18 protein-coding genes are annotated in these 24,324 nt (G+C 32.8%); all 18 read right to left on the reverse strand.

Annotated elements, in window-relative coordinates:
- Positions 1–172: 172 nt before the first annotated feature.
- Entirely contained in the window at positions 173–571 is a 399-nt protein-coding gene (locus BMZ74_RS11550; protein WP_089862384.1) for a DUF2177 family protein, read from the reverse strand.
- A 1-nt stretch (position 572) separates the two neighbouring features.
- A complete protein-coding gene (locus BMZ74_RS11555) occupies positions 573–1,691 on the reverse strand; it encodes a CBS domain-containing protein (protein WP_089862385.1) in 1,119 nt (372 codons plus the stop codon).
- 43 nt (positions 1,692–1,734) lie between these two features.
- The gene (locus BMZ74_RS11560) at positions 1,735–3,366 is read right to left on the reverse strand and encodes a glycoside hydrolase family 10-like protein (RefSeq protein WP_089862386.1); all 1,632 of its coding nucleotides are present in this window, start codon (positions 3,364–3,366) and stop codon (positions 1,735–1,737) included.
- A gap of 34 nt (positions 3,367–3,400) precedes the next feature.
- Positions 3,401–4,603: an ABC transporter substrate-binding protein gene (locus tag BMZ74_RS11565; protein ID WP_245750879.1), complete on the reverse strand. Its 1,203-nt coding sequence runs from the start codon at positions 4,601–4,603 to the stop codon at positions 3,401–3,403.
- Between the two features lie 304 nt (positions 4,604–4,907).
- A complete protein-coding gene (locus BMZ74_RS11570) occupies positions 4,908–5,804 on the reverse strand; it encodes a diacylglycerol/lipid kinase family protein (protein ID WP_089862388.1) in 897 nt (298 codons plus the stop codon).
- 225 nt (positions 5,805–6,029) lie between these two features.
- A complete protein-coding gene (locus tag BMZ74_RS11575) occupies positions 6,030–7,166 on the reverse strand; it encodes an aldo/keto reductase (protein WP_089862389.1) in 1,137 nt (378 codons plus the stop codon).
- Between the two features lie 130 nt (positions 7,167–7,296).
- Entirely contained in the window at positions 7,297–8,502 is a 1,206-nt protein-coding gene (locus BMZ74_RS11580; RefSeq protein ID WP_089862390.1) for an ISL3 family transposase, read from the reverse strand.
- A gap of 188 nt (positions 8,503–8,690) precedes the next feature.
- Complete coding sequence (locus tag BMZ74_RS11585) at positions 8,691–11,738, reverse strand: efflux RND transporter permease subunit (protein WP_089862391.1); 3,048 nt, start codon at positions 11,736–11,738, stop codon at positions 8,691–8,693.
- The gene (locus BMZ74_RS11590) at positions 11,738–13,036 is read right to left on the reverse strand and encodes an efflux RND transporter periplasmic adaptor subunit (RefSeq protein WP_089862392.1); all 1,299 of its coding nucleotides are present in this window, start codon (positions 13,034–13,036) and stop codon (positions 11,738–11,740) included. Before BMZ74_RS11590 ends, BMZ74_RS11585 begins: the two co-directional genes overlap by 1 nt.
- Entirely contained in the window at positions 13,036–13,386 is a 351-nt protein-coding gene (locus BMZ74_RS11595) for a TolC family protein (protein ID WP_089862393.1), read from the reverse strand. The genes BMZ74_RS11590 and BMZ74_RS11595 overlap by 1 nt, the downstream gene beginning before the upstream one ends.
- The gene (locus tag BMZ74_RS11600; protein ID WP_177181438.1) at positions 13,361–14,467 is read right to left on the reverse strand and encodes a TolC family protein; all 1,107 of its coding nucleotides are present in this window, start codon (positions 14,465–14,467) and stop codon (positions 13,361–13,363) included. Before BMZ74_RS11600 ends, BMZ74_RS11595 begins: the two co-directional genes overlap by 26 nt.
- Positions 14,468–14,492: 25 nt before the next feature.
- The gene (locus tag BMZ74_RS11605; protein WP_089862395.1) at positions 14,493–15,551 is read right to left on the reverse strand and encodes a TolC family protein; all 1,059 of its coding nucleotides are present in this window, start codon (positions 15,549–15,551) and stop codon (positions 14,493–14,495) included.
- A 200-nt stretch (positions 15,552–15,751) separates the two neighbouring features.
- Positions 15,752–16,540, reverse strand: coding sequence for a nitroreductase family protein (locus BMZ74_RS11610; RefSeq protein WP_089862396.1), 789 nt, complete (start codon positions 16,538–16,540; stop codon positions 15,752–15,754).
- A gap of 48 nt (positions 16,541–16,588) precedes the next feature.
- On the reverse strand, positions 16,589–17,932 hold the full coding sequence (locus tag BMZ74_RS11615) for a phosphomannomutase/phosphoglucomutase (RefSeq protein ID WP_089862397.1): 1,344 nt from the start codon (positions 17,930–17,932) through the stop codon (positions 16,589–16,591).
- A 179-nt stretch (positions 17,933–18,111) separates the two neighbouring features.
- Positions 18,112–18,762: an aspartate/glutamate racemase family protein gene (locus BMZ74_RS11620; protein WP_089862398.1), complete on the reverse strand. Its 651-nt coding sequence runs from the start codon at positions 18,760–18,762 to the stop codon at positions 18,112–18,114.
- A gap of 15 nt (positions 18,763–18,777) precedes the next feature.
- A complete protein-coding gene (locus tag BMZ74_RS11625; protein WP_089862399.1) occupies positions 18,778–20,136 on the reverse strand; it encodes a histone deacetylase family protein in 1,359 nt (452 codons plus the stop codon).
- Positions 20,129–21,901, reverse strand: a complete 1,773-nt coding sequence (locus BMZ74_RS11630; protein ID WP_089862400.1) for a hydantoinase/oxoprolinase family protein — start codon at positions 21,899–21,901, stop codon at positions 20,129–20,131. The genes BMZ74_RS11625 and BMZ74_RS11630 overlap by 8 nt, the downstream gene beginning before the upstream one ends.
- A 126-nt stretch (positions 21,902–22,027) precedes the next feature.
- Positions 22,028–23,917: an Nramp family divalent metal transporter gene (locus tag BMZ74_RS11635; RefSeq protein ID WP_218142076.1), complete on the reverse strand. Its 1,890-nt coding sequence runs from the start codon at positions 23,915–23,917 to the stop codon at positions 22,028–22,030.
- Between the last annotated feature and the right edge of the window lie 407 nt (positions 23,918–24,324).

Below are 24,324 nucleotides of genomic sequence, written 5' to 3' on the forward strand. Positions count from 1 at the left end.
AGGCGGATAGAACTATGCCTAATTTGACCGTTTTCAGCCAAATAAATTAAATTATTTTCTTTTTTCCTCTTGACATCTTACCGTATTACTTTATTTAATTATCCTCTTAAACTATTATCTCTAAGTTGACTATGCTTTAATTATAAAAGTTAATTATGAAGAAAATATGAATTTAAGTAAAATATTTTGTGAAATGATAAGTCAAAAATGATGTTAAAGCACATAAGATTGAGCCCCAGCTAATATCAATTACAGTAATTAAAATTGGCCAATTCTTTAAAGTAGATAAATTAGTTAGATCATAAGTTGCATAAGTAATAAGTCCATAAAATAAGCCAGCTAAAAGTGCATAATGCCAGCTAGATTTATTTAATGCAGGATTGATTACAAAAAAAACTAAACCACTAATAAAGATTAAATAAAAAATTACAGCAGCAGTTAAATTAAATTTATCCTTTAAAATAAAACTGAGTTGAGCATGGTAAATTGATTTAGCAGCTTTCTCTAACCAGATAAAATCTAAGCCTAGAAAAATAACTAAAGCAAATAGATAACTTTTTAAAAAAATCATTTTAACTCCTTTCCTGATCTATATTCTCTAGTTCACGTACTCGTAATCCAGTCATAACATCAGATCTGGTTATAATTCCTCTTAATTGATTTCCTTCCATAACTAACAAGCGTCCAATATCTTTTTTAAATAACATCTGAAAAGCTGCTAACAGCTCATCATCTTCCTGTACGCTGTGAATTTCTCGATTCATAATAGCCTGAACAGATGTGCTGCTATATTCAGAAGCTTCTATCTTCCTGGCATCCTCCATGGTTACTATACCAACAACCTTGCCATCTCTTAAAACAGGAAATCCAGAATGCTTATCAGTAAACATTTTTTCGAGCAGCTGTTTGACACTTATATTAACCTGAACTGTTTTTACATCTTTAGTCATTAAATCTTTAATTTTAAGATTAGAAAGCGCATTCTTTATATTACTAAACTGGTATTCTTGCGAAGCACCTATATAAATAAAGAAAGCTATAAAAATCAGCAAAAAATTACCACTTACAAAACCTAGAATACCGAAAGCAAAGGCAAATCCTTTACCAATTTTAGCTGCAAGTTCAGTCGCTTTAGTAAAAGATGTTTGTTGAGCAAGTAATGCTCTTAATATTCTGCCACCATCAGAAGGAAAAGCTGGCAAAAGATTAAAGGCTCCTAGAAATAAATTTAACTGTCCTGTATAGAGAAAAATTAGCCGTAAATCTTCCCAGACTAAATCCGGACTTAAATGAGCTAGCAGCAAAAATAAACTTCCTATTACAAGACTAGTAATTGGCCCACTGGCAGCAATTTTCATTTCATCACGAGGATCTTTTGATATTTCCTCAATATTAGCCAGACCACCAAATAACATTAAAGTAATATCTGTTGTAGTAACATTCTTTGTTCTAGCAACTAAGGCATGAGCTAATTCATGAATTAAAATACTTATAAAAAGTAATAAAGCCAAGCCAAAGCCAAGCAGATAAGGGTTTAAAACAAGCTGACGGCGAGCTATATTAGTATTTTCAGTTAGATAAATTATATTATTACCGAAAGCCCAGCCAAAAAATGGTAAAATAATTATCAGGCTTAAATGAATTTTAACTGGAATGCCGAATAAATGGCCAATCACAAAAGAACTTTTCATTTCAGATCACTCCTTTTTTGCTGCTAATAAATTTACAAAAAAACTAATATAATTTTATTATATCTGCTAAATAAGCAAAATCTTTTGCTAAAACTAAATTAGCCTGCTGACTGAGCTTTAAGTCCTGCTGGTCGATAAATCCAGCTAAAGTTAGTGATTGTTCTTTAGTTTTAAGAATTTGATTGAGATATCCCCGTAAAGCAATTGCTGTCTGATTATTAATTTCTTGCTGAGACTTTAATAAATTAATTCTTTTCAAGATTAATTCCTGTAATACTTTAAGCGATTTAGCAGGTTGTCTAAATGGAATAATTGCTTTTTTTCTTAAAATACCCTGACCCAAATTAAAATAATCATCTGCAGTCAGATGAGCAGCTGCAAAAAGAGAAAATCCATTGGGATTAAGCTGATTAATTTCATTTATTTGTTGAATTAGCTCTGACTGAGAAAGTTTAAAAACTGAGATACCTGGATATAATGGTTTCTTAACTGCTTTTCTATCTGAAAGCAGCCAATTTTCCAGTTCAGAAAATAGATTTTCCGTATAAGTCATGGGGAGTACAAAATCAAGATAATCTTTTTCTAACCAGTAAGACCAGTCCTGCAAAACTCGGTATCTGGCTTCTTGGCGACCTGGAATTACATCAGCAGATAATAATAACTCAGGATCTGCTTTTTTTAGAAGCTGGCTGCTTTCTTTAACCATCTGGGTTACTAAGTTTTCTCTAAATTTATTCCATAAATCTGCTTCTGGACTACTAGCTTTTATCGTAAGTGGATCAAGCCCATATTTTGCCTGGAATAATTCTCTACTTACTTGATCATAGCCAAAGCTGGCCTGATATTCCTCTGGATAACGAATATAATCAAAATTTATTCCAGCTAACTGATAATTTTTAACTAAATACAAATAACGCTGCTGTAAATATTTTCTTACTTCCGGACGAGCTGGACTTAACCAGCTAGAGTTATGATAAGTAATGATCTTTCCTTGTTTGCTTTTATTTGCCCAATCAGGATGTTGATTTAAAATTACCCCTGGTTTACCAACTGTATTTTCATTGAAAACCCAGACCCATCCATGAACTTCAAGATTTCTTCGAGCTGCTTCTTCTAGTAAAACCTGTAAGGGATCCTCCGTCCAATCCGCAAAAATACTGTCTTGCTGAAAAAGTTGATTAGATGGAATCACAGTCTTTCCTTTATAATATATTTCAGCAAAAATTGTATTTAAATTTGCTTTTACAGCCTGATCAAGTAGTTTAGCCAGACCAGCACGACCTTTTGTCCTGGCAAAAGTTCCATGATCAAGCCATAATCCTCTAAGCTGAATCTGCTTAGATTCCAGGCACATTAAATCTATTTTTTGAGCAAGCTTTTTTATTTCAATAGTCAATTTATTTAAACTTGTTTGATCACCATTTTGATATGACCTAATTAATTGTTGATAAAGCTCTTGTAGTCTGCTAAAATTTATTTTTAATTCTGCCTGGTATAAAAACTCAAATTTATTATTAGCTTTATTAAAACTCTGCCTGGCTTCTCTAATATATCTTTCTGCATCTCTAACTTTCAGAATTTCCAGAGTTGGATTTTCATCTTTATAATAAGCGCCAGCTGAAATAGAAAATATTGTTGTAATTATAATTAACAATATTAATATTTTTTTATTCATAAATTGCTCCTTTTTATATTGATCTGCTTTAAGACTAGTTGTTTAGAATATTGTTCCAACCTTTTTCCATATTATTAAGCGCCTGACGAGCAGAAATTTTACCAGCAAAAGCACGGCTAAATTCCTCAGTTAATATTTTAGTTAATTGTTCTGCCTGAGGATGCAGTAATGTTAAATCTGAAGCATAAATTAACTGATCAGCAATTAATTTTTGAGCCTGTAATTTTAATGAATCATTTGTTTCAATTTCTGCAGCTAAGAATCCCTCAGTCAGTGATTCTCTAGTTGAAGGAAGTACGCCAGTTAATTGAGAAAATTCTGTTTGCAAGTGAGCTGATGTAATAAAAACAGCAAAACTTGCAGCTTCCTTCTTATTTTTAGCTGTTTTAGGAATAACTAAATTCATTAAAGCACCATTTAAAATTTTCCCCTTACCAACAGGCAGTGCAGTTAAATCTGTCATCTCAGCCATATAATTAGAATCAGCAGTTATTTGGGTTAAAAATTGAGGAGAGGTTATTAAAAAAGCTAAGTCATTATCTAAATATCTTTCGAGAGCAACATTAAATGAATAATTAAGGCTATCTTTAGGTATTATTCCCTGTTCAGCCATAACTTGATATTTTTTGATAATTTCTACTGCTCTCTCTGTATTAAAAGCTGCTTTTAGCTCTCCATTTTCACTTTTAAATAAGTTAATTCCTGCTTCTCTAAATTCTGCAGCCAAATTTATTTGTGGCATAAAAGCAGCAAGTTTTGTCCTATTAGTTATTTGCGCTGCTGCCTGATAAAAATCAGCCTTAGTTTGTAAATTTTCTTTTTTTATCCCTGCCAATTTAAGTATTTCTTTATTATAAGCAAGTACTTTAGAGCTAAAATACCAGGGAAAAGCATAAATTTTATTTTGATAAGAACCACTTTGCCATAATTTAGTAAAATATTGTTTACTGTAGTTAAAATTAAAATCAGATATAGGAAATAAAAGGTTATCATTTAACAAGGGCAGCATTAGCTGAGGAGAAAGATTGACCAGATCAGGGGAATTACCAGCACTAATTTTATATCGAAGCTGTTGATTAATAGCAGAAAAATTAATATCCTGCCAATTAATTTTAATAGTTGGATTAAGCTGCTCATATTGAATAATTTTTTTTTCAAAATAATCTTTATATTGAGGGCTTAAATTAATTGTCCAGAACTTTACTTCAGTTTTTGCTGCAAAAACTGGACTTGACATTTGAATGAAAAAAACCAAAAACAATCCTGAAAATAAAATAATCATTAAGAAATTTATCCTGAATAATTTTTTCATTAATTGTTCATTCCTTTATAAATATAAATTAATTTCAAATAAATTATTAATTAAAATAAACTAAGATTAAGCAAAATCAGATTTATATTATAAACTAAATAAGCAAAAACCTCTCGTTAAAATATGTAAGAGAGGTCTTTACCTGGCAGCAGGGCAAAATTATTAACTTAAATCATAACTTAGCTATATAGTTAACCATTTAAATTATATTTCCTGCATAGATTTATAATTAGCCAGTAAAAACCTTCTGAGCAGCCGGCAGTAGCTTTATATTTAAAGGATAAGCAGGCCCTTTTTCTCCATCCACATCACAGTGGTTTAAATTATTATCATCTGCTAGCTTGGTTATTTTAAATTTTTTATCCTGTAAATAAATCAATTTATCATTATCAATTTTATTGCCCTGAAAAAACTCTGCTGCAGCTGAACTAAGTTTTAAAATATTACCTGTTTTAACTGCCAGCAAATCAAATAATCCATCATCTACCGCTGCCAGACGGGCTATATTTTTGAATCCTCCAGCATCTTTGCTGTTAAAAATAAAAAATCCTAAGAATTCTCCTTCTATAACCTGATTAGATGTTTCAATTCTAAGCGGCATCGCTTTTATTTTGGGAAGTTCTTTTAAAAGCTGTAAATAATAAGCTACCTTGCCTAACCTATTTTTTAATTCAGTATCTGTACTATGCGAAATAGAAGATATAATCCCACCAACACAAACATTTAAAAAATAACGCTGATTAACCTGACCAATATCAATTGTTTTAACATTCCAATTCAATATTTTGTTAAAACTTTTCTCAATTTGTTGAGTCATACCAAGATATGAAGCAAAATCATTAGCTGTACCAGCCGGAATAATTCCAAGTGGTAAATCTATTGAGTGCTGCTGCATTAAGTTTAACATTTGACTGGCCGAACCATCTCCACCAGCTATAATAACTGCCTCATAATTATCAGTTTTAACATCACTTAAACCAACAGCAAAGTCACCTGCTTTCATACTTCTATAAATATCAACTTCAAATCCAGCAGCTTGAAATTTTTCTAAAAAGCTGTCCAGATGAGAAATAAATGATTTATCTCCAGCAGCAGGATTATAAATTAATTTAACTTTCTTACCCATCCTTCTATCTCCTCCTCTACCTAACTTAAGCAATTTTATTATATCACAAATATCAACGTTAAGAAAAATTATTAATCTTCTTAATTAATTACAGTTTATTAGCTGTCAATTAATAGGCAAAAGCTAGATAATTAGCCGAATAGTAATCCTTAATAAAAAAACTATCTCTTAGATAAGAGATAGTTTTTTAGTCAATTTAATTATTTAAAATAAAATGGAAAATTATTAAGAAACTAACTTGCTAAAATAATTATCAACTTCTTTTAATAGTTCAATTATTGATAAATTTTGCGGACAAGCTGATTCACATTGACCACATTCAACACAATTATCAGCCCGGGCTGATTTATCTATTTTTTCATATTTATCTGCCATCTCTGTTTCATTATTAAGTAAATGGGCCTGATTATAAAGATAGAAATTTTCTGGTATATTTACACCCGAAGGACAGGGCAGACAATATTCACAACGAGTACAGGTTACTGGTCCTCGCATCTCTTCAGCAACCTGTTCCATTAATCTATATTCGGCTTCAGATAAATAATTTGGTTTTGATTCAGCCGCTGTTTTAATATTTTCAGTAACCTGATCTAAATTGCTCATCCCACTCAGCACTATGCCAACTTCTGGCTGACTCCATAACCAATGTAAGGCCCATTCAACAGGGGTTAAATCTTTATCTGAATTCGACAAGATTTCTTGAGCTGGCTCAGGAAAATCTTGAGCTAGCCATCCTCCCCTAATTGGTTCCATTACAACTACAGGAATATTGAGTTCAGCTGCTTTTAAAAGTCCTTTTCGTCCGGCTTGATACTCAGTATCAAGATAATTATACTGGATTTGACAAAAATCCCAATCATAACCTGTAATAATCTTCTCAAAGACTGGATAAGAATCGTGAAAAGAAAAACCTAAATATTTTATTTTACCAGCTTGTTTAGCAGCTTCTGCCCAGGAAATAATATCTAAATCAATAATTTTTTGCCAGCGTTCTTCATTCAAAGCATGTAATAAATAAAAATCAATACTTTCTACCTGCAGTTTTTCTAATTGTTTATTAAGATAGTAGTCAAGATCCTCTGCTTTTTCTATTTCCCAGATAGGTAATTTAGTTGCCAGATTAACCTTACTACGATAGCCATCCTGCAGAGCTTTACCTACTAAAATTTCACTCTGTTTTTGATGATATGGCCAGGCTGTATCGACATAATTAATTCCCGAATCAATTGCAGTTCTAATCATCTTTATTGCTGCTGGTTCATCAATATTAGCCGAGTTATCATCTATTGTTGGTAAACGCATTGCCCCAAAACCAAGCGCAGAAATTTCTAAGCCCAATTTCCCAAATTTTCGATATTGCATTTAAAAATCCCCCTCTGAAAATAATTTAATTTTGTCAATTATATAATTAAATTAGGTTCTTTAACAAATGTTGTGAAATCTAAATAGCACCGTTTGAATCATGTTATCTCTTTTATTTTTTGAATTACTCTTAAATACTTAGTAATGATAAATATACTCGGCGTTTTAAGTTTTCAACTTTGGGAACACCATAGCCAATTCTTTTAATTAGTTTGATTTTGTTGTTTAATCCTTCAGCAAATCCGTTGGTTATTCTAGTTTTAAAATAGTTAATAATATGCTGTTCCCAGCGTTTTACTGTTCCTTTAGCTCTATAGAAAAGATTTAATTTGGCCTGGCTAACATTTTCATACCAGTGATTTAAAGCTTCAATAGACTCTTCAACATCAGGTATCTGGAGTAAGTCTCTAAATTCTTCTTTTAACTCCCATGCTTTTTCTAAAACAGGAGATAGTTTAAAGATCTCTATCAGTCGCTGGTGTCCGTCATCATCAAGTTTTTCACCAGCCATTAAAAGAGTGAGCCTTGATTTGTAGAATTTCTTTCTATTGGCAGCAGTCTGCTTCTTCTGTTCCTTGATTCTAAGCTTATCCAGGGCTTTATTGATAGCTGTGACAAGATGGAACTTATCAACTACTATCTTAGCATTAGGAAAGACAGTTTCTGCTACAGCTTTATAGGGACTCCACATATCCATTGAGAAGTATTTGATTTTTTCTCTAAGCTTCTTAGGCCAGCTATTAAAATACTCAATAAGATCCTTCTTTTTACGAGAAGAGAGCACTTCAATCAGCTTGCCGTTAATTGGATCAGTTAGAGCAACTTCGTATTTGTGTTTTTTCTTAATTGCAAATTCATCAATACTGATAGCTTCAACTTTATCTAAAGTTTCCAGCTGAGCTTTTTCTATCATAGTATCTATTTGAGTATTAACTGAGTTTTTAATACTTGTATAGCTGAGATCATTTTCTCTTGCTACCCTTGAATAATCACGGCCATCAGTCTGTTTTAAAAGATAGAATTTAAAACGCTCAGTTTTCCTGGAATAACCAGGAATACTCTTAAGATTTTTTGGTATTGCTCTTTTGCCACAACGCTTGCACCTATAGCGTTTTTTAACTATTTTAATAACAACTTTTTTATCTCTAAAAGGAACATCCTGAATACTTTGAGGACGCCTATCATGAATATTATCTGCCTTTTTGCCACAGATAGGACACTTAACATGATCTGTTTTGTAATCAACGATAAAAGTTAAATATTCTTCTTTTTGAATTAATTCTGTTGCTACAAGGTCTGGTAAATCTAATAAATCTGTGATAAGATTATTATGCATTTGCTTGACTCCTTCATTGAATTTTTGGTGTGCAAACTAATTAATTCAACAGAGTCAGGCAAATGCCTTTTTTTATTTAGATTTTTTAGATTTACAGTTTTTTCTTCACAACATTAATTATACAACCTTAAATTATAAAAATATTTTCCTAGTTAAATAAATTCAATAAAAAGCTGTTAATACCTCTTTTATTTTTCATGATGAAACTTGCTCTGCCAGAATGAAATTACTCTTAATCTTAGCTGATCAACGATATCATAAATAACAGGAATAATAATTAAAGTTAATAAAGTAGAAAATAATAAGCCCCCTATCACTACAACTGCCATAGGCTGCTGAGTTTCAGCACCTGTACCAATCCCAAGCGCTAGTGGAATTAGAGCTAATATTGTAGTAGAAGTTGTCATTAAAATAGGTCTTAATCGGATTGGAGCAGCTGCTAGAATAGCTTTTTTTCTGCCCATAGTTATACGATTATGATTAATATAATCAATCATAACTATAGCATTATTAACTACTATACCAACTAACATAATCATTCCAATCATTCCATTTACACTTAAAGCAAGTCCAGTTAACACTAATGATAAAATTGCACCTACTATGGCAAGCGGAACTGTAAACATAATGATAAATGGATAAAGCAGTGATTCAAATTGAGCAGCCATTACCATATAAACAAGTAAAATAGCCAGACTAACTGCTAAAAATAATTGTTTAAAAGAACTGGCCATTTCTTCTGCTTCACCTCCATAATCAATCGTATACTCTGATGGTAAATTAAGTTGATCAGCAAGCAGCTTTTCTATTTCTGGTTGAACTTCTCCCAGTGGTCGCTCAAATATATCAGAACTAATGGTAATTAAGCGCTGCTGATTTTCTCTGTCAATAGCAGAATAACCCCTGCCGGGAATAATTTCTGCTAATTGAGAAAGCAATACTTCTTGCCCATCATTAGTAAAAAGTTTAATGTTTTGTAAATTATTTAGGCTATTACTAGCTGAATCAGCTAATTTTAAGACAATATCTATTTCAGTTCCTCCCTCAGTTAAATGATCAATTGTACTACCTGAGAGAGCCATATTAACATAATCAATAAGTTCACTTTTTTCAATACCATAAAAATCTGCTAACTGCTGATTAATTCTAACATGAATTTCAGGATTACCCTTATCTAATGATAAATCAGAATTCCGAACACCATTAATAGTAGCTAATAATTCTCTGGTCTGCTGTCCTAATTCGAGTAGCTTATTTAAATCTGGTCCTTTAATTAAAACTTCTACAGCAGTGTCGCCGCCACCTCTGTGCATCATCGATGTATCTGCAGAGACATTAATTTGTGGTCCAGCTATATTAGCAGTTCTCTGTCTAATTTCTTCAGCAATAATTGCTGCATTCTTATCTCTTTTTGACTGATCAACTAACTCAACTGTAAAACGAGCATTATCTCCCCAAACTCGAGTTGTAACAAGCTTAATCTCATTTAAATCAGCAATTGACTGCTGCAGCTGTTTAACTACTTTATCTGTTTGTTCAATTGTGGAATTATCAGGCATAGAAATTCTTATTCTGACTGTCCCCTGATCAGAAGAGGGCATGTACTCTGTTTTAAGTGGAATAAACTCAAAAATTATCCCAGCAATAAAAATTGAAAAAAATATAACAACCAATATTAAAATACTAACTCGATTAGCAAGTGCCCACTGCAAAAGTTTACGATAAAAGATAAGGTAATTTGCTTTATTGTCTTCCTGCTGGTTTTGCTCAGTAACTTTTAATATTTTAGAGGAAAGCATTGGAATAAAAGTTAAAGCAACAAATAAAGAAGCAAAAAGAGAAAAAGTTACTGTCAGGGCCATCGGAGTAAAGAGTTGGGCCAGCATATCCTGAATAAAAATAACTGGTAAAAATACAGCTGCTGTTGTTAATGTAGAAGCAAAAATTGCAGAAGAGACTTCAGAAGCTCCTTCTCTTGCTGCTGCAATTCTAGCAGTACCAAGAGCACGATGGCGATAAATATTTTCTAAAACAACAATTGAATTATCAAGCAGCATGCCTACTCCCAGTGCAATTCCTCCCAGAGTAATAATATTTAAACTAAGGTCAGCAAAAAACATTAAAGCAAAAGTAGCTAAAACAGAAATTGGGATTGCTGTAGCTATAACAAAAGTACTGCTTAGATTGCGTAAAAAGGCAAATAAAACAACTACAGCCAATAAACCACCAATAATAAAATTTTGCTTTACTCCAGCAATAGAATCCTCTATATATTGAGCATTATTACTTGTTATTTCAAGATCAGCTCCATTTAATTCAGCCTGCAGCCGAATAACTTCTTTTTTAACTGCTGCTGCAACTGCAACTGTATTACTATCCCCCTGTTTTTGAATGGAAATGCCAACACTTTCCTGACCATTAAGATAACTTAAACTATTTATTTCTTGATAGCCATCCTCTATTTTTGCCAGAACAACTAACGGTATTTTATCTCCAGCTGAAGTAGTAATTGCTAAATTTTTCAAATCGTTAATATCTTTAAATTTACCTTTAGCTCTAACTGAAATTTCCTGCTTACCAACCATTACACTACCAAGACTCCCATCTCTATTACTAGCTCTGATAGTATTAGCAATTTGAGCTAAAGTGATTTGATAAGTAGCTAATTGTTCCTGATCAACATTTATTCTTATTTCCCTCTCTCTACCTCCAGTTACTTCAGCTGAAGCAACTCCATTTATTTTTTCTAATTCTGGTTGAATATTATTTTCTGCAATTTTTTTAAGCTCTGTAGCAGGCAAACCAGCTAATGACAATTCTATAATTGGTCTTGAATTAGGATCAAAATTACGAATCCTGGGCTGATCAGCCTCATCAGGAAGCCTACTTTCTATTTGAGATACTAAGTCACGCAAATCATTTTTAGCTTCTGTAAGATCAGTACCATAATTTAATTCAAGTCTAACCCGAGAATAACCCTCACTACTAGTAGTACTTAGAGTATCTAAACCATCTAAGGTAGCAACAGTTTGCTCAATTGGACGGGTAATTAATTCTTCTATTTCTTCCGGACTTGCTCCACTATAAGAAGTAGTTATCATTAAAAAAGGAATTTCAATATCAGGAGTTAAATCCATTGGTAATCTTCCAAGAGCTATTGTGCCAATTAAAATAATTACTAAAATAAACATAGTTATTGTAACAGGCCTTTCTACAGCAAGTTTAGCCAGTTTCATTAATTACCACTTCCTGATACTATTTGAACCTGACTGCCATCCTGTAAATTATTTTTACCAACTGTTGCAAAGTACTGATTAGTTTGCAAACCTGCTTTAACTACAGCAAATTCTTCATTTTCTAAGCCAAGTTCTATATTTTTTCTAATTGCTGTTTTAGCTTTGATTAGATAAACATAATGCTGACCATCTTCTTCCAAAATTGCATCTTGACTCAATAAAAGTATATTATCAGCTCGGGCCGTCCTTAATTCTAATTGAGCAGACATCCCGGCTTTAATTAAATTAGCTGGATTATCAACTATTATTTCAACTGGAAAGCTTTGCCGTTCAGCAGCTATAGTGGGTGCTATACTCTTTATCCTACCGGTAAAATTTTTCTCTAAGGCAGGAATCATAATAGTAACTGCTTCTCCTTGCTCTAACTTATTGATATTAAGTTCATTTACATAAGCTACTAATTTAATCTGACTAATATCAGTAATTACTGCTACTATATTATTAGTAGCTAATTCACCTACATTTGCATTTAGTTCTGCTACAATACCATTTATTGGAGTTTTAATAGTACAATAACTAGCTTCTAATTTAGCCTGTGCTAGTTTGACTTCGGCCTCTTTTACTTTAGCTTCCAATGCAGTAATTTCTTCAGTGGTTGCTCCCAATTTTAATAATTCAAATGATTTCTGACTGGATAGATAAGCAGTTCGAGCTGCTACCAGCTGGTTATGAGCCTGCTCAAGTTCTTCAGTCGAAATATAGTCTTCTGCAAAAAGCTGCTCTTTCCGCTGATAATTTTTTTCAGCTAGCTTAAGATCTGACTTCAATTTATCCAGTTCAGCCTGCTGTTTTTCCAATTCTTGCTGCCTCGGGCCATTTTCAGCAGTTTTTAAATCTGCTCGTGCTGATTGAAGAGCTGCTTCTGCATTTAAAACAGCAAATTTTGCCTTTTGGGAGTCAAGTTCAATAATTACATCACCAACTGCAACTTGATCCCCTACTTGATAATTAACAGCTGTTATATTTTCTTCTATCCTGGCAACTAATTTAATCTGCTGAACTGCTTCTGTACGAGCTGCTATTTTAGTATAATCAGCAAAGTTTCCTAATCTTGATTTTGTAGTTTCAACTGAAACAATCATAGATTGAGATTTAGGTTTAGCAAGTTCTTGGTAGTTTGATGATAAGTCATTTTTATTAAATAAAATATTTCCCAGTAAAAAAATTATCAATAAACTGATTATTATTATTAAAATTTTAAACTTATTGCTGACTAATTCTTGCCAGAAGCTATTCATTACTTAATCTCCTTTTTAGCCTGATTGCTATTATTTTTTTTATTTAAATATAAAAAATCATTGACAAGCAATTTATTTAAGTCCAGACGAGCAATTAAAAGTTGATCTGCTGCTTTTTGATGAGAATCTAGAGCATTATAATAATCTATTTCATAACTTAAAAATTCGCTTTGGCTAATCAGACCTTGTTCTTTTTTTTGAAGAGCATTATTTAATTCCAACTTAGCTTTTTTTAAAGCTAACTGCTTACTATTTAATGTCAGATGAGCAGTTTTGATTTTATTAAGTTTAGTTTTTAATTGGACAGATTTTTGCAGTTTAAGGTCAGCTATTTTTTTGCTGTAGTTCAATTTCTGCTTTTAGTTTGCTCTGTTCTAAATCATTTTTCCCGCCATCATATAAGTCATAATTCATTATTAAACCAAGTATAGACTCATCATTTTCTTGATCATAGCTACCAGTTAAAATAAAAGATGTTTTATTATCAGACTGCAGCCAGATCAACTGCTCTTCTAGTAACTTTTTTTGCAGCTGCAGTGAATTTATTTCTAAATCAGCTTTTATAAGCTGCGAATAAAGTTTTAAGTGAGATTTTTTCTCATATTTAACTATCATGTTATTTAAATCAACAGCCAATAATTTATGATCTTCTAACATTAAAGTTGTTTTGCTATCTAAGCCAAGTTTAATTTTTAATTCTGCTAGATTATTTTCTAATTGATAAGTAGAATTTTGGTAATTATTTTTAGCATCAAGATAAGCAATCTCTGCAGTCAGTATTTCTGTTTCTCCTGCCTGGTCTAATTTGTTTTTTTCCCGTTCAAACTTTAAATTCTTTGCCGCCTGCTTTAAATTAAGTTTTAAATTATTAATATTAGCTGTTAGTCGCAAAATTTCTAAATAATCTTCTAGCCACTCAAGTATTTTTGCTTTTTTTTCTAAAATATAATCATTCTGGGCTATTAAATAATCAGTTTTTTTTATGTAATAATCTTTTTCTAGCTCAGCTGGACTATATGGAAAAATTGGCAGTTCTAATTCCAAATGATAATTTTTTTTGCCAGAACCATCGTAAGAAATCTCAGGATTTAAACTAAAGCCAGAACTATATTCTCTACTAATTCCCAGAGTTGTTCTGCCATCTTGAGCATAACCATCTCGCTCCCAGGAATCAGAATTATCAGACTCTGGCTGCTCAATAACATTATCATACTGAGCTGTAAAGTCTATCTGCCAACCCTGCTGTGCCCTAATTAAAGCAAGATCATGTTTTAACTTAACAACTTCATTTTGATAATTTTTTAAGTCAATATTATTTTTTAAGCCAATTTTCATTGCCTGCTCTAAATTAAGTTCTGCTGCTAAAAGTACTGCAGGAAAAAGGCAGGCAAACAAAATAGAAGAAAAAAATATAATAAATACTCTATTCAATAATATCTTATTTATTTTAAAACTATTAATCAGCATAATCAATCACCACTGGCTCTATCTTAATTAAATCAGCCAGTTCTTCTGCCTGAAGACAATAATTAAGCAGTGAATTTTGCCAGGTAAACAACTGCTGATAATAAGCAGCTTCATACTGTAATGCTTCAGTCTTAGAAGAACTGCCCAATTCATATTCTCGCTGGACAAATTTAAACTCTTGCTCAATTTTATCTAATCTTTCTTTTTCAAGAGTAATTAGATTCTCTTTTTGCTTTAAATTAAGATAAGACGCTTTAACATCTGATTTAAGTTGATCCTGCAGTTGTTTTAAATTAAGCTGTTTTTGTTTTAATTTAATTTGAGCTAACTGCTGTTCAATAGCTGCCTGATCAATTTTCTGCAATTTTTTGCTAAGTTCTGCCTGTTTTATTTCTAAATTAGCTATCTGCAGCTGAAAATTATTAGCAAAAGCAGTTTTTAAAGCTTCATTTTCAGTAATTTCCCATTTTTTAAGCTGCTCTATTTCTGCTAACTGCAGCTTTTTAGCTGAAGAAATATTTAAACTATTTTTAAAGTTAAGCAATTTTTGTTGATAATCATCCTTTAAGATCTGTAGATTTATTTCTGCGTCACGATATATATTTTGCTGATCTAAAAGATCAATTCTATTTATTTCTGCTAGTTTAAATCTCTGCTGATACTCTTCATACAATCTTTTTTCTGCTTTAACAGTTAACTGTTGAGCATGGATTTCTTTTTTAACAATTAAAATATCTAAGTATTGAGCTATAATATCTTTAATAATATCAGCTCGACTATTGCTAAAATTTTTCTGAGCTGTTAAATAATTAATTTTAGCTGTTATCTCTATTGCTAGATGCTGGTTAAGACTGTTAGCTGCTTTTGCTTTTTTTAGTTCAAGTTCAGACTGAGATAATAAAAGTCTAGCTGCAGCTAATTCATCATTATTAGTTTCAGCCATTGCTATAGCTGCTTTTAGATTTAATTTAACTGGTGCTGCAGAAGTTAATTGATTAAAACTTAAAATAAGCAGCAAACAAATAAAACTTATTCTTTTAACTGACATCAATTTTCCCCCTTGCTTTTTACAATTACTTATTTTTATTATATCTTTAGTCTGCTAAATAGTGCAAGTAAAAAAAGAGATAGCTATATAGCCACCTCTTCCGAAAAATAAAGTATATTTGCTAATTATCAAAAAAATATGTAAAATCATGAAAAACCGCAGATTAAAAATCTGCGGCAGGATTAAGAATAATGAAATCTCTAATTATTTTGTTTAACAAAAGAAGCAAGGCCCAGAGTTTCAAATTCTATCTTACCAGTCTGTCCACCATCAAGTGCCCCAATTTCAAGATGAAGTAAAGCTATTCCACATTCCAGCTTTTTATAGGCAGTTACTTCACCATGACATTCGACAACTAATCTACCTTCTCCATAATAGAAGCGCCAGGGCTGCCTGTTCAAACGTGATGGCGCATAACTGGCCAATTGAACAGCATTTTTGACCCAACTAGGCCAATCCTGGTCATAACCATCTGGACAAAGATCTGCTAAATTACGTCGATCTCGATGAGGAAATAATTTGGAAATAAAATTTCTGGTTAAATTATAATTTTCAGATGAATAGCCAATTGGAGATACAGCCACTAATTTTTCATCTTTTTTTAAATTAAGCTCAACTTTTGTGTATTCTGGCAGATAATGAGCTCCAATCCAGCAGGTACCAAGACCTAAGGCAGTAGCTTCCAGAATAGCTGCTTCTCCAATATAACCTGCTTTTAACCAGCGATTTTTTCCTTTATCTTGCAAGATAATTGCCAGAAAAGCAGGTGAATCAGTAAATTCACCATACTTACCTCTTAAAGCAGGTAAGATTTCCTTAATTGATTTTTGGTAGACTTCAAGTCTGACTTCAGGATAAACATTACTTAGTTCAGCTAACTTCTTAGACAGAGACTTAAGTGTAAAAGGCTTAATTTCTTTCAACATGTACTTTTGCTGGGCATAACGATTTTTTACAGCTTCGTACCACCTTTTGACAGGAATATCCATAAGACCAGCTCCTTTTTAAAATAAATCTTTTTAGAAATAATTAAAAAGCTATTCAACCCCCATAACTGTCTTTATTTCTGTCAGTTTCTCAGTCAATAGAGCATCATCTTTTGCTTCAACAACTAATCTTAAATAAGGTTCAGTATTTGATGGCCTGACATTAAACCACCAATTTTGATATTCTAAACGATAGCCATCAAAATCAAAAAAATGAAGTGGTTCTTGCTTCTCAAAATAATAATCTTTTAGTTTTTCCATCACTGCTGCCTTATCTTCAATTCTAAAATTAACTTCCCCTGAACTTGCATAACGGTTTAACTCAGCAATTAGTTCAGAAATACTGCGCCCTTCTTTTTTTAGGCGTGCTAACACATTAAGTACTATTAAAGCGGTCAACATTCCAGAATCACAATAGAAAAAATCTTTGTAATAATAATGACCAGCTAGTTCTCCCCCACAAATACCGTCAATCTCACGCAGTTTTAATTTAGCAAAAGCATGACCTACCTTCCACATAAAAGTATTTCCACCAAGCTCTTCTACATGTTCTTTTACCGACCAGGAAGTTCTAATATCATAGAGAATGTTATTACCTTTACCCTGTTTAATATAGTACTCAGCCAATATAGCAATAATTAAATCAGGTGAAATAAAATTAGCCTGCTCATCCAGAAACATAACTCGATCTCCATCACCATCAAAAATTAAGCCCAGATCAAAATCTTGTTTATTCATTAACTTCACTAAATCATCTCTATTTTCTGCGTTCAAAGGATTAGCCTCATGATTAGGAAAGCTTCCATCAAGTTCATTATACAGGTATTCTGGCTGCTGCCCAAAAATAGCATCAGTTAAGATGGCAACCATCCCATTTGACACGTCAATAGCTAGATCTAAATCTGTTAAATCAGGTAGATATTTTTTTTGAAATTCAATATATTCTTCCTTTAAGTCATGTTCTAAAATACTGCCTTTTTCAGCTGCGGAAACAGGTTCTATTTTATTATTTTCAACCATTTTTTCTAGTTCTTTTAAACCAGAATCAGCCCCAACAGGCAGTGCTTTTGCTTTAGAAATTTTAAGTCCATTATATTCTGGTGGATTATGTGATGCTGTAATCATTACTGATGCTTCATAATTATAACGAGCTGTTCCATAATAAACCATAGGTGTAGTTGCATAACCAATTTTATAGACATCAGCTCCTCGATCAGTTATTCCATCAGCTAAAGCCTGGAAAACTTCAGGAGTTGACTCTCGGTCATCATAGCCAACTAAAACTTTATCTGCTGCCAGTAATTCTGGCAAAAAATATCCTATTTTATAAACATCTTCCTTATTAAAATCTTGATTATAGATTCCACGTATATCGTAAGCTTTAAAAGCCTTCAAATTACCGCCTCCTTATAATATTTAGCTAAGTTTATTATAACATATTTTAGCAATAAATCTATCTTTTCTGCGATAATTGCTCTTATTTTATATATTCTCTCTCAGCCAAAATAGTCCTTTTTTCTCTAATTGATTGCAATTAGTAAGCAAAGTTTTTCTTATCTTAACAATAAATTTAATTATAAATAACTTAAAGCTAAATCAATTCCAGACTCAGGACTAGTTAAAAATTTATTTTTAACTTCAGTTGGCAGCAAATTAACAGCCCGGGCCATCGATGCCTGTGCCAGAACAACTAAGTCATTTCTTTTCAATAATTTCTGCAGACCTGCCGCCAGAATTTGATCATGGGCCTGTCTATCCCCAGCAGTTAATTTTTGATAAGCCTGTGTAAATAAAGCAGTCTCAAGTTCTATTTTTTTACCTTGTTTAGAGGCAGCTTTGTTTAACAATTTTTGGCTGGGTTTTAAGGTAGTTGCTAAAGTTGCTGCTACTGCGATTTTACTGGCAGATTTAACTGCCTGGTCAGCCATAGCCTGATCAATACGTAAAATTGGAATTGGATAATTAGCAGCTGCCTGTTCAAAAATCTCACCAATTGAAGAACAAGCGCTCATAATCAAATCTGCTTTCTGACTGAAAGCAACCTTAATATAGTAATTAACTCGATCTGCAACTAAATCAAGCTGATTATTGTTATTAATTAATTCTGGTAAAATAGAGTCATCAACCAAATTAATTATTTCCAGATCAGTTCTTTGAGTTTTAATTAAATTTTGTAATGACTGAACAGTTACTGGTGTTGTATGGATTAAAGCTATTTTTGCCATCTTTTCAACTCCTCACTAAAAATTATGGATTAAATATTGATCTGCTTTTAAATCCTGGAGATACAAAGAATCATATTTTTGTCTAGCTGTAGTTTTTAACTCTTCAAATTTAGCCAGAGCTTCATTATAACAGCTATCGCAAATTAAGCGCGGGATGGAAAGAGCAGCAATTTTCTTTTTCCTAAATCCTCCCCGGCTGGCCTGTGATTCAATAAATAAATAGCCAGGACAATCAGGACAATAGTTAAGAGCTTCCTGCTGTTCTTCCAGAATTTGATCTGTATCATAAAAAATTCTTTTTTCCCGCTTATAGCCATTATTCAGGCTGCCATAAACTTCTTCTAAATCAATTTGATTACGCTGCTGCCAGATTTGTTGTAATTGATCAATTTCTCGTTTTATTTTTTCTGTAATCTGTTTTGACTGGATTAATTTATCCGGCTGATAATCAGGTTCAGTAACTGAGCTATAATCAAGACCAGCCATAGCTAAAATTAACCCTACATTAATGTAAGGTAACGCGCTCTGAATAGAATAGCCTCCCTGTAAAATTGCCAGATCGGGATCAAGCAGTGCATTTAGTTCTGCATAGCCACGAGCCGAAACATTCATATTAGTTAAGGGATCTGAGTAGTGATTATCCTGACCTGCAGAATTTATAACTAAGTCAGGAGCAAAATCATGTAAGACTGGTAAAACAAATTGTTTAATTGCATACAATATTCCTTGATCTGTAGTTCCGGGAGGCAGTGGTATATTTAAAGTTTTAGCATATGCTCCCGGGCCACCTAATTCATTAAGAAAACCCGAGCCTGGAAAAAGTGTTCTACCATCTTGATGAAGCGAAATATGCAGTATATTTGGATCATGATAAAAAATCTCTTGCGTTCCATCAGCATGATGGGCATCAGTATCAACAAAAGCAATTTTAATTTCTGGGTAATGTTTACGAATAGCTTCTACCATAACTGCTTCATTATTAATATTACAGAATCCGCGTGCTCCATGTACAAGGCGAAAAGCATGATGACCTGGAGGTCTAACAATAGCAAAAGCTTTACTTACCTGATCAGTCAGCACAAGTTCAGCAGCTCGCATAGCTGCTCCAGCAGAGATAAGATGTGATTTGGTACAGATATCTGCTACTGTTGGTATACAGATATTAGCGCGCACTATATCTTCAGGTTCAGCTATATCAGGATTAAATTCTGCAATCCCGTTAATATCAAGTAATCCTTCTTCAAAAACTTGATCTCTAGTATAAAGTAATCTTTCTTTTCTCTCTGGATGGGTAGGACTGATTTCCCAATCAAAAGCGGGAAAAAAGATTAGACCAAGTTTATTTTTAGCTTTTAATTCTGGTACTTTATTCATCCTGATCATCTCCTTTTAGCCGGGCAATTGGTCCGGGCTTAACCTGAGCTTTAATTTCTCGAATTGCTCCCACTGTTCTAAATCCTTCAATTACATTAAACGATTCAACATCTGTAATTTCTACAGCTGTTTTAACTAGAGAACGTTCTTTAGTTATTTTTAAGGCCAGTTTTTTGCTCTGCTCCAAATTGAATTTTTCGCTAGCTTTTAAAGAGCGATGGATTCCAGCCTCAGCTATATCTAATTGGCCTGCTGCTGTATCAATTCTAACTGTAGTGGTAATTGTTGGGCGAGCAAAAGCTGCTCCTACTGCATTAGCAACTTTAGAATAAGGAATTAATTCTGCTTGATAATTTAATTTTTGAGCGAGCAATTTAACCAGGGCCTTAGCTGGTCCGCCCATTCCTAGTAAAAGCTCAGGCTCAATTTTAACTTCTGCTAATAATTCCGAAATAGTATAAACAGTTTTATCTTCTAAATCAGCCAACATTTTTCTAATTCGATTTACTATTTTATCAGTCAGCTGGTCAATAATTAATTCTGCTAGAGAATGGACAGTTAATTTTTCAGCTGTCGGCAAAATATTTTTGCTATTATTAGCTGTCTGAAGCTGCTTAACCAGTGAACTTAAAGCAGTTTCTGCTTTTTTTAAATCAAATTTCTTATCATAACTTTCTGCTTCAGCTAGATATCCAGCTACTAAAAGAGCATCTGTTGGTGTTGGAGCAGGCCCACCTGCTGCTGCAGCTGGACCCAGACGTCTGGGTCCAATTTTCAGTTCACCCTTAATTACCTGAATTAAACTATCACCACCGATGGGAATAGAAATTGAATAAAGTCCCCTAATTAAAGTTGCTAAATCATTAATTACAATCCCATCTGGCATAAAAACAGGTTCTCCCTGAATAAACAATCCAATATCTGTTGTAGTTCCTCCAATATCTAAAGAAACAGCTGTCTGTTGCCTTTGGTCAATATTGCTTAAAGTCATAACTCCCATAATGCTAGCTGCTGGCCCGGAATTAACTGTCTCAACTGGCAGCTCAAGTGAATCTGCCAGGGGAATTGTTCCCCCATCACATTTTAATAAGAATAATTCAGGTTCCAGCCTGCGTTTCTGCAGTGCCTGTTTAATTGCAGCACTAAATTCCTGATGAATCTTTGTCACAGCAGAATTAAAATAAGCAGTCACTATCCGCCGGGGAAAGTTAAGTCTGCCCGAAAGACGATGGCCTGCTGTAAGTGAAGTGAATTTATTTTCTGCCGCTTTTAAATAGGCAAGAACTGCTAATTCTTGTTCAGGATTGCGAATAGAAAACTTACCTATAACTGCTATATTTTTAATTGATTTTTCCATAAAACTTTTTAAACCAGTTTTAATTTCGCTCTGCTCAATTTTTTTTACCTGCTGACCACGATGATTTACATAACCTGATAAGACAAGATTTTCTGCACCATATTTCAAGTAATCAGAACTAATACCAGGACCAGGAATTAGAATTAAACCAACTGGATCATATTTTTCTTCTAAGATTGCATTTGTAGTCAAAGTAGTACTTAAGACCAACCGTTCAATCTGTTTTGCATTACTCTGTTCAATTAAATTATCAAGTGCTTTAAGAATAGAATTCATTAAATTATCTTGTTCAGTTATAACTTTAGTAGTAGCTATAATTTTATAATTATCTGCAGTACTATCAGCTGCTTTTTGAGCTACCAAAACTCCATCTGTATGAGTTCCCCCAACATCGATCCCCACAATCATTTTTATACGCCTCCTGCTGTATAAATCACACTATTTATTTAGCAAAATTTTCCGTTTTTTTATTCAAGTTAATAATATCACAGTTTTAAAAGAGCTGCAAAACAAATTATCTGCATTTCTTTAAACTTATTTAGCAATTAAAACAGGAATATTAAGCTTATCTTTAACTCTATTTGAGGTAACTCCAAAAATTAAATCCTTAATTCCCTGATGACCATGAGACCCAAAAATAGCTAGATCAGATTCTTCAGATTTAATTAGTTCTGCTAGAGTTCGAACAGGACTACCGTAACCAATTTTTACTGTTACATTTTCAACCCCATTTTCGCGCAGTTCTACTGCATAACGCTCAAGCCTTGCCCTGTCAAGACGACTTTCGGTGTCTTCAATTTTATCACCATAAATTCTGGCTCCAGCACTCTCTACTACATGAAGCAATACAACCTGTGTCGATTGTTGGGCTACACCTAAAGTATAAGATAAAATCTGCTGGTCGCTATCTGAAAAATCAAGAGCTACAGCAACTTTCTGAAAAGGTACAATTGCTTTAATTTGAGGAATTACACAGCTACCATGAATATCTGCCTGATTTTTGTTAAGAATTCTTCTACCAAATAAGTTGGTTAAAATAGGTTCAAAGACTATATATAGCAGAAGTAATCCCAGTCCAGTAGAGAAAAGTAAAATTAAACCATCAAAAAACAGATTATTACTGCTGCCTGTAATAAATTCATTTAAAGTACTAACTACTAACTGAAGATTAAGTACCATAATTGTAATTGCAATTACCCAGGCAATTATTTTCAACCAGGGTTTAATAACAAATTTTTTCATTAAGCCTTTATCGCTAACAAAGTGGATTAATGGAACAACCGCAAATGATAATTGTAAACTTAAAATAACCTGACTCAAAACTAATAGCCAGCCTGTAGAACTTTCACCAAAATATAAGATAACAATTAAAGCAGGAATAATAGCTAATAATCGGGTAATTAAGCGCCTTAACCAGGGGCGTAAACGTAGATTAATAAAACCTTCCATAATAATTTGACCAGTAAGTGTTCCTGTTATAGTAGAAGCTTGTCCAGAAGCAATTAAAGCCACTCCAAATAAAATTGGAGCTAAAGTTGTCCCTAAAATTGGTTCTAATAAACGATAGGCCTGTTGAATTTCATCTACTTCTGTATTACCTGTGGTATGGAAAACAGCAGCTGCCATAACTAAAATAGCTGCATTAACAAAAAAAGCCAGGTTAAGAGCAACAGCAGAATCAAAAATATTAAATCGAATTGCCTGTTTAATTCCTGCTTCTGTCCTTTTAATATTCCGTGACTGAACTAAAGAAGAATGTAAATATAAATTGTGAGGCATAACTGTAGCCCCTAAAATACCAATTGCAATAAAAAGGGCTCCTTCTCCTGGTAAACTAGGAATAAAACCACTTGCAACTGCAGAATAATCAGGATTAGAAAGTAAAATTTCAATCAAAAAACTGAGACCAATAATTGAAATTAAACCTACTACTAAAGCTTCTAATTTTCTAACTCCAAAACGCTGGATAACTAAAATTATAAAAGTATCAAAAGCTGTAATTACTACTCCATAAGCCAGCGGAATATGAAATAAAAGTTCGAGTCCGATTGCTGAACCAAGAACTTCTGCTAAATCAGTAGCTATAATTGCTAACTCAGTTAAAAGCCAGAGTATGTAGTTAATTGTTTTATGATAGTGAGCAGCACAAGCCTGAGCCAGATCCTGCCCAGTCACTATTCCCAGCCGAGCACAAAGGCTCTGCAAAATTACTGCCATGATATTAGACATTAAAAGAACCCAGATTAAAGCATAGCCAAATTTACTGCCTCCTGCAATATCAGTTGCCCAATTACCAGGATCCATATAACCAATACTAACTAAATAAGCTGGTCCAATAAAAGCAATTAATCTTTTGAAAACATTATACTGTTCTGGAATATCAATACTTGCGTTAATTTCTGATAATGATTTTTTTTCTTTCACCAAATCCCTCCTCTAATTTATATTGCTTAAACTTTTAACTTTAAATAATTATAAATTAGTAATTATTAATAATTGTTATTATTATATGGCGATTTGATTAAAAAAAGAGGTTGTATAATTAATGTTGTGAAGAAAAAACTGTAAATCTAAAAATATCTAAATAAAAAAGGCATTTGCCTGGCTCCGTTGAATTAAATAGTTACAACACCAAAAATTCAATAAAGGAGTCAAGCAAATGCATAATAATCTTATCACAGATTTAATGGATTTACCAGACCTAGTTGCAACAGATTTAATTAAAACGGAGGAATATTTAGTTTTTGTAGCTGACTATAAAATAGATCATGTTAAATGTCCTGTCTGCGGCAAAAAAGCAGAAAAGATTCATGATAGAAAAACTCAAATGA

It is taken from the genome of Halanaerobium salsuginis, assembly GCF_900114545.1.
GTDB classification, from domain to species: Bacteria; Bacillota; Halanaerobiia; order Halanaerobiales; family Halanaerobiaceae; genus Halanaerobium; species Halanaerobium salsuginis.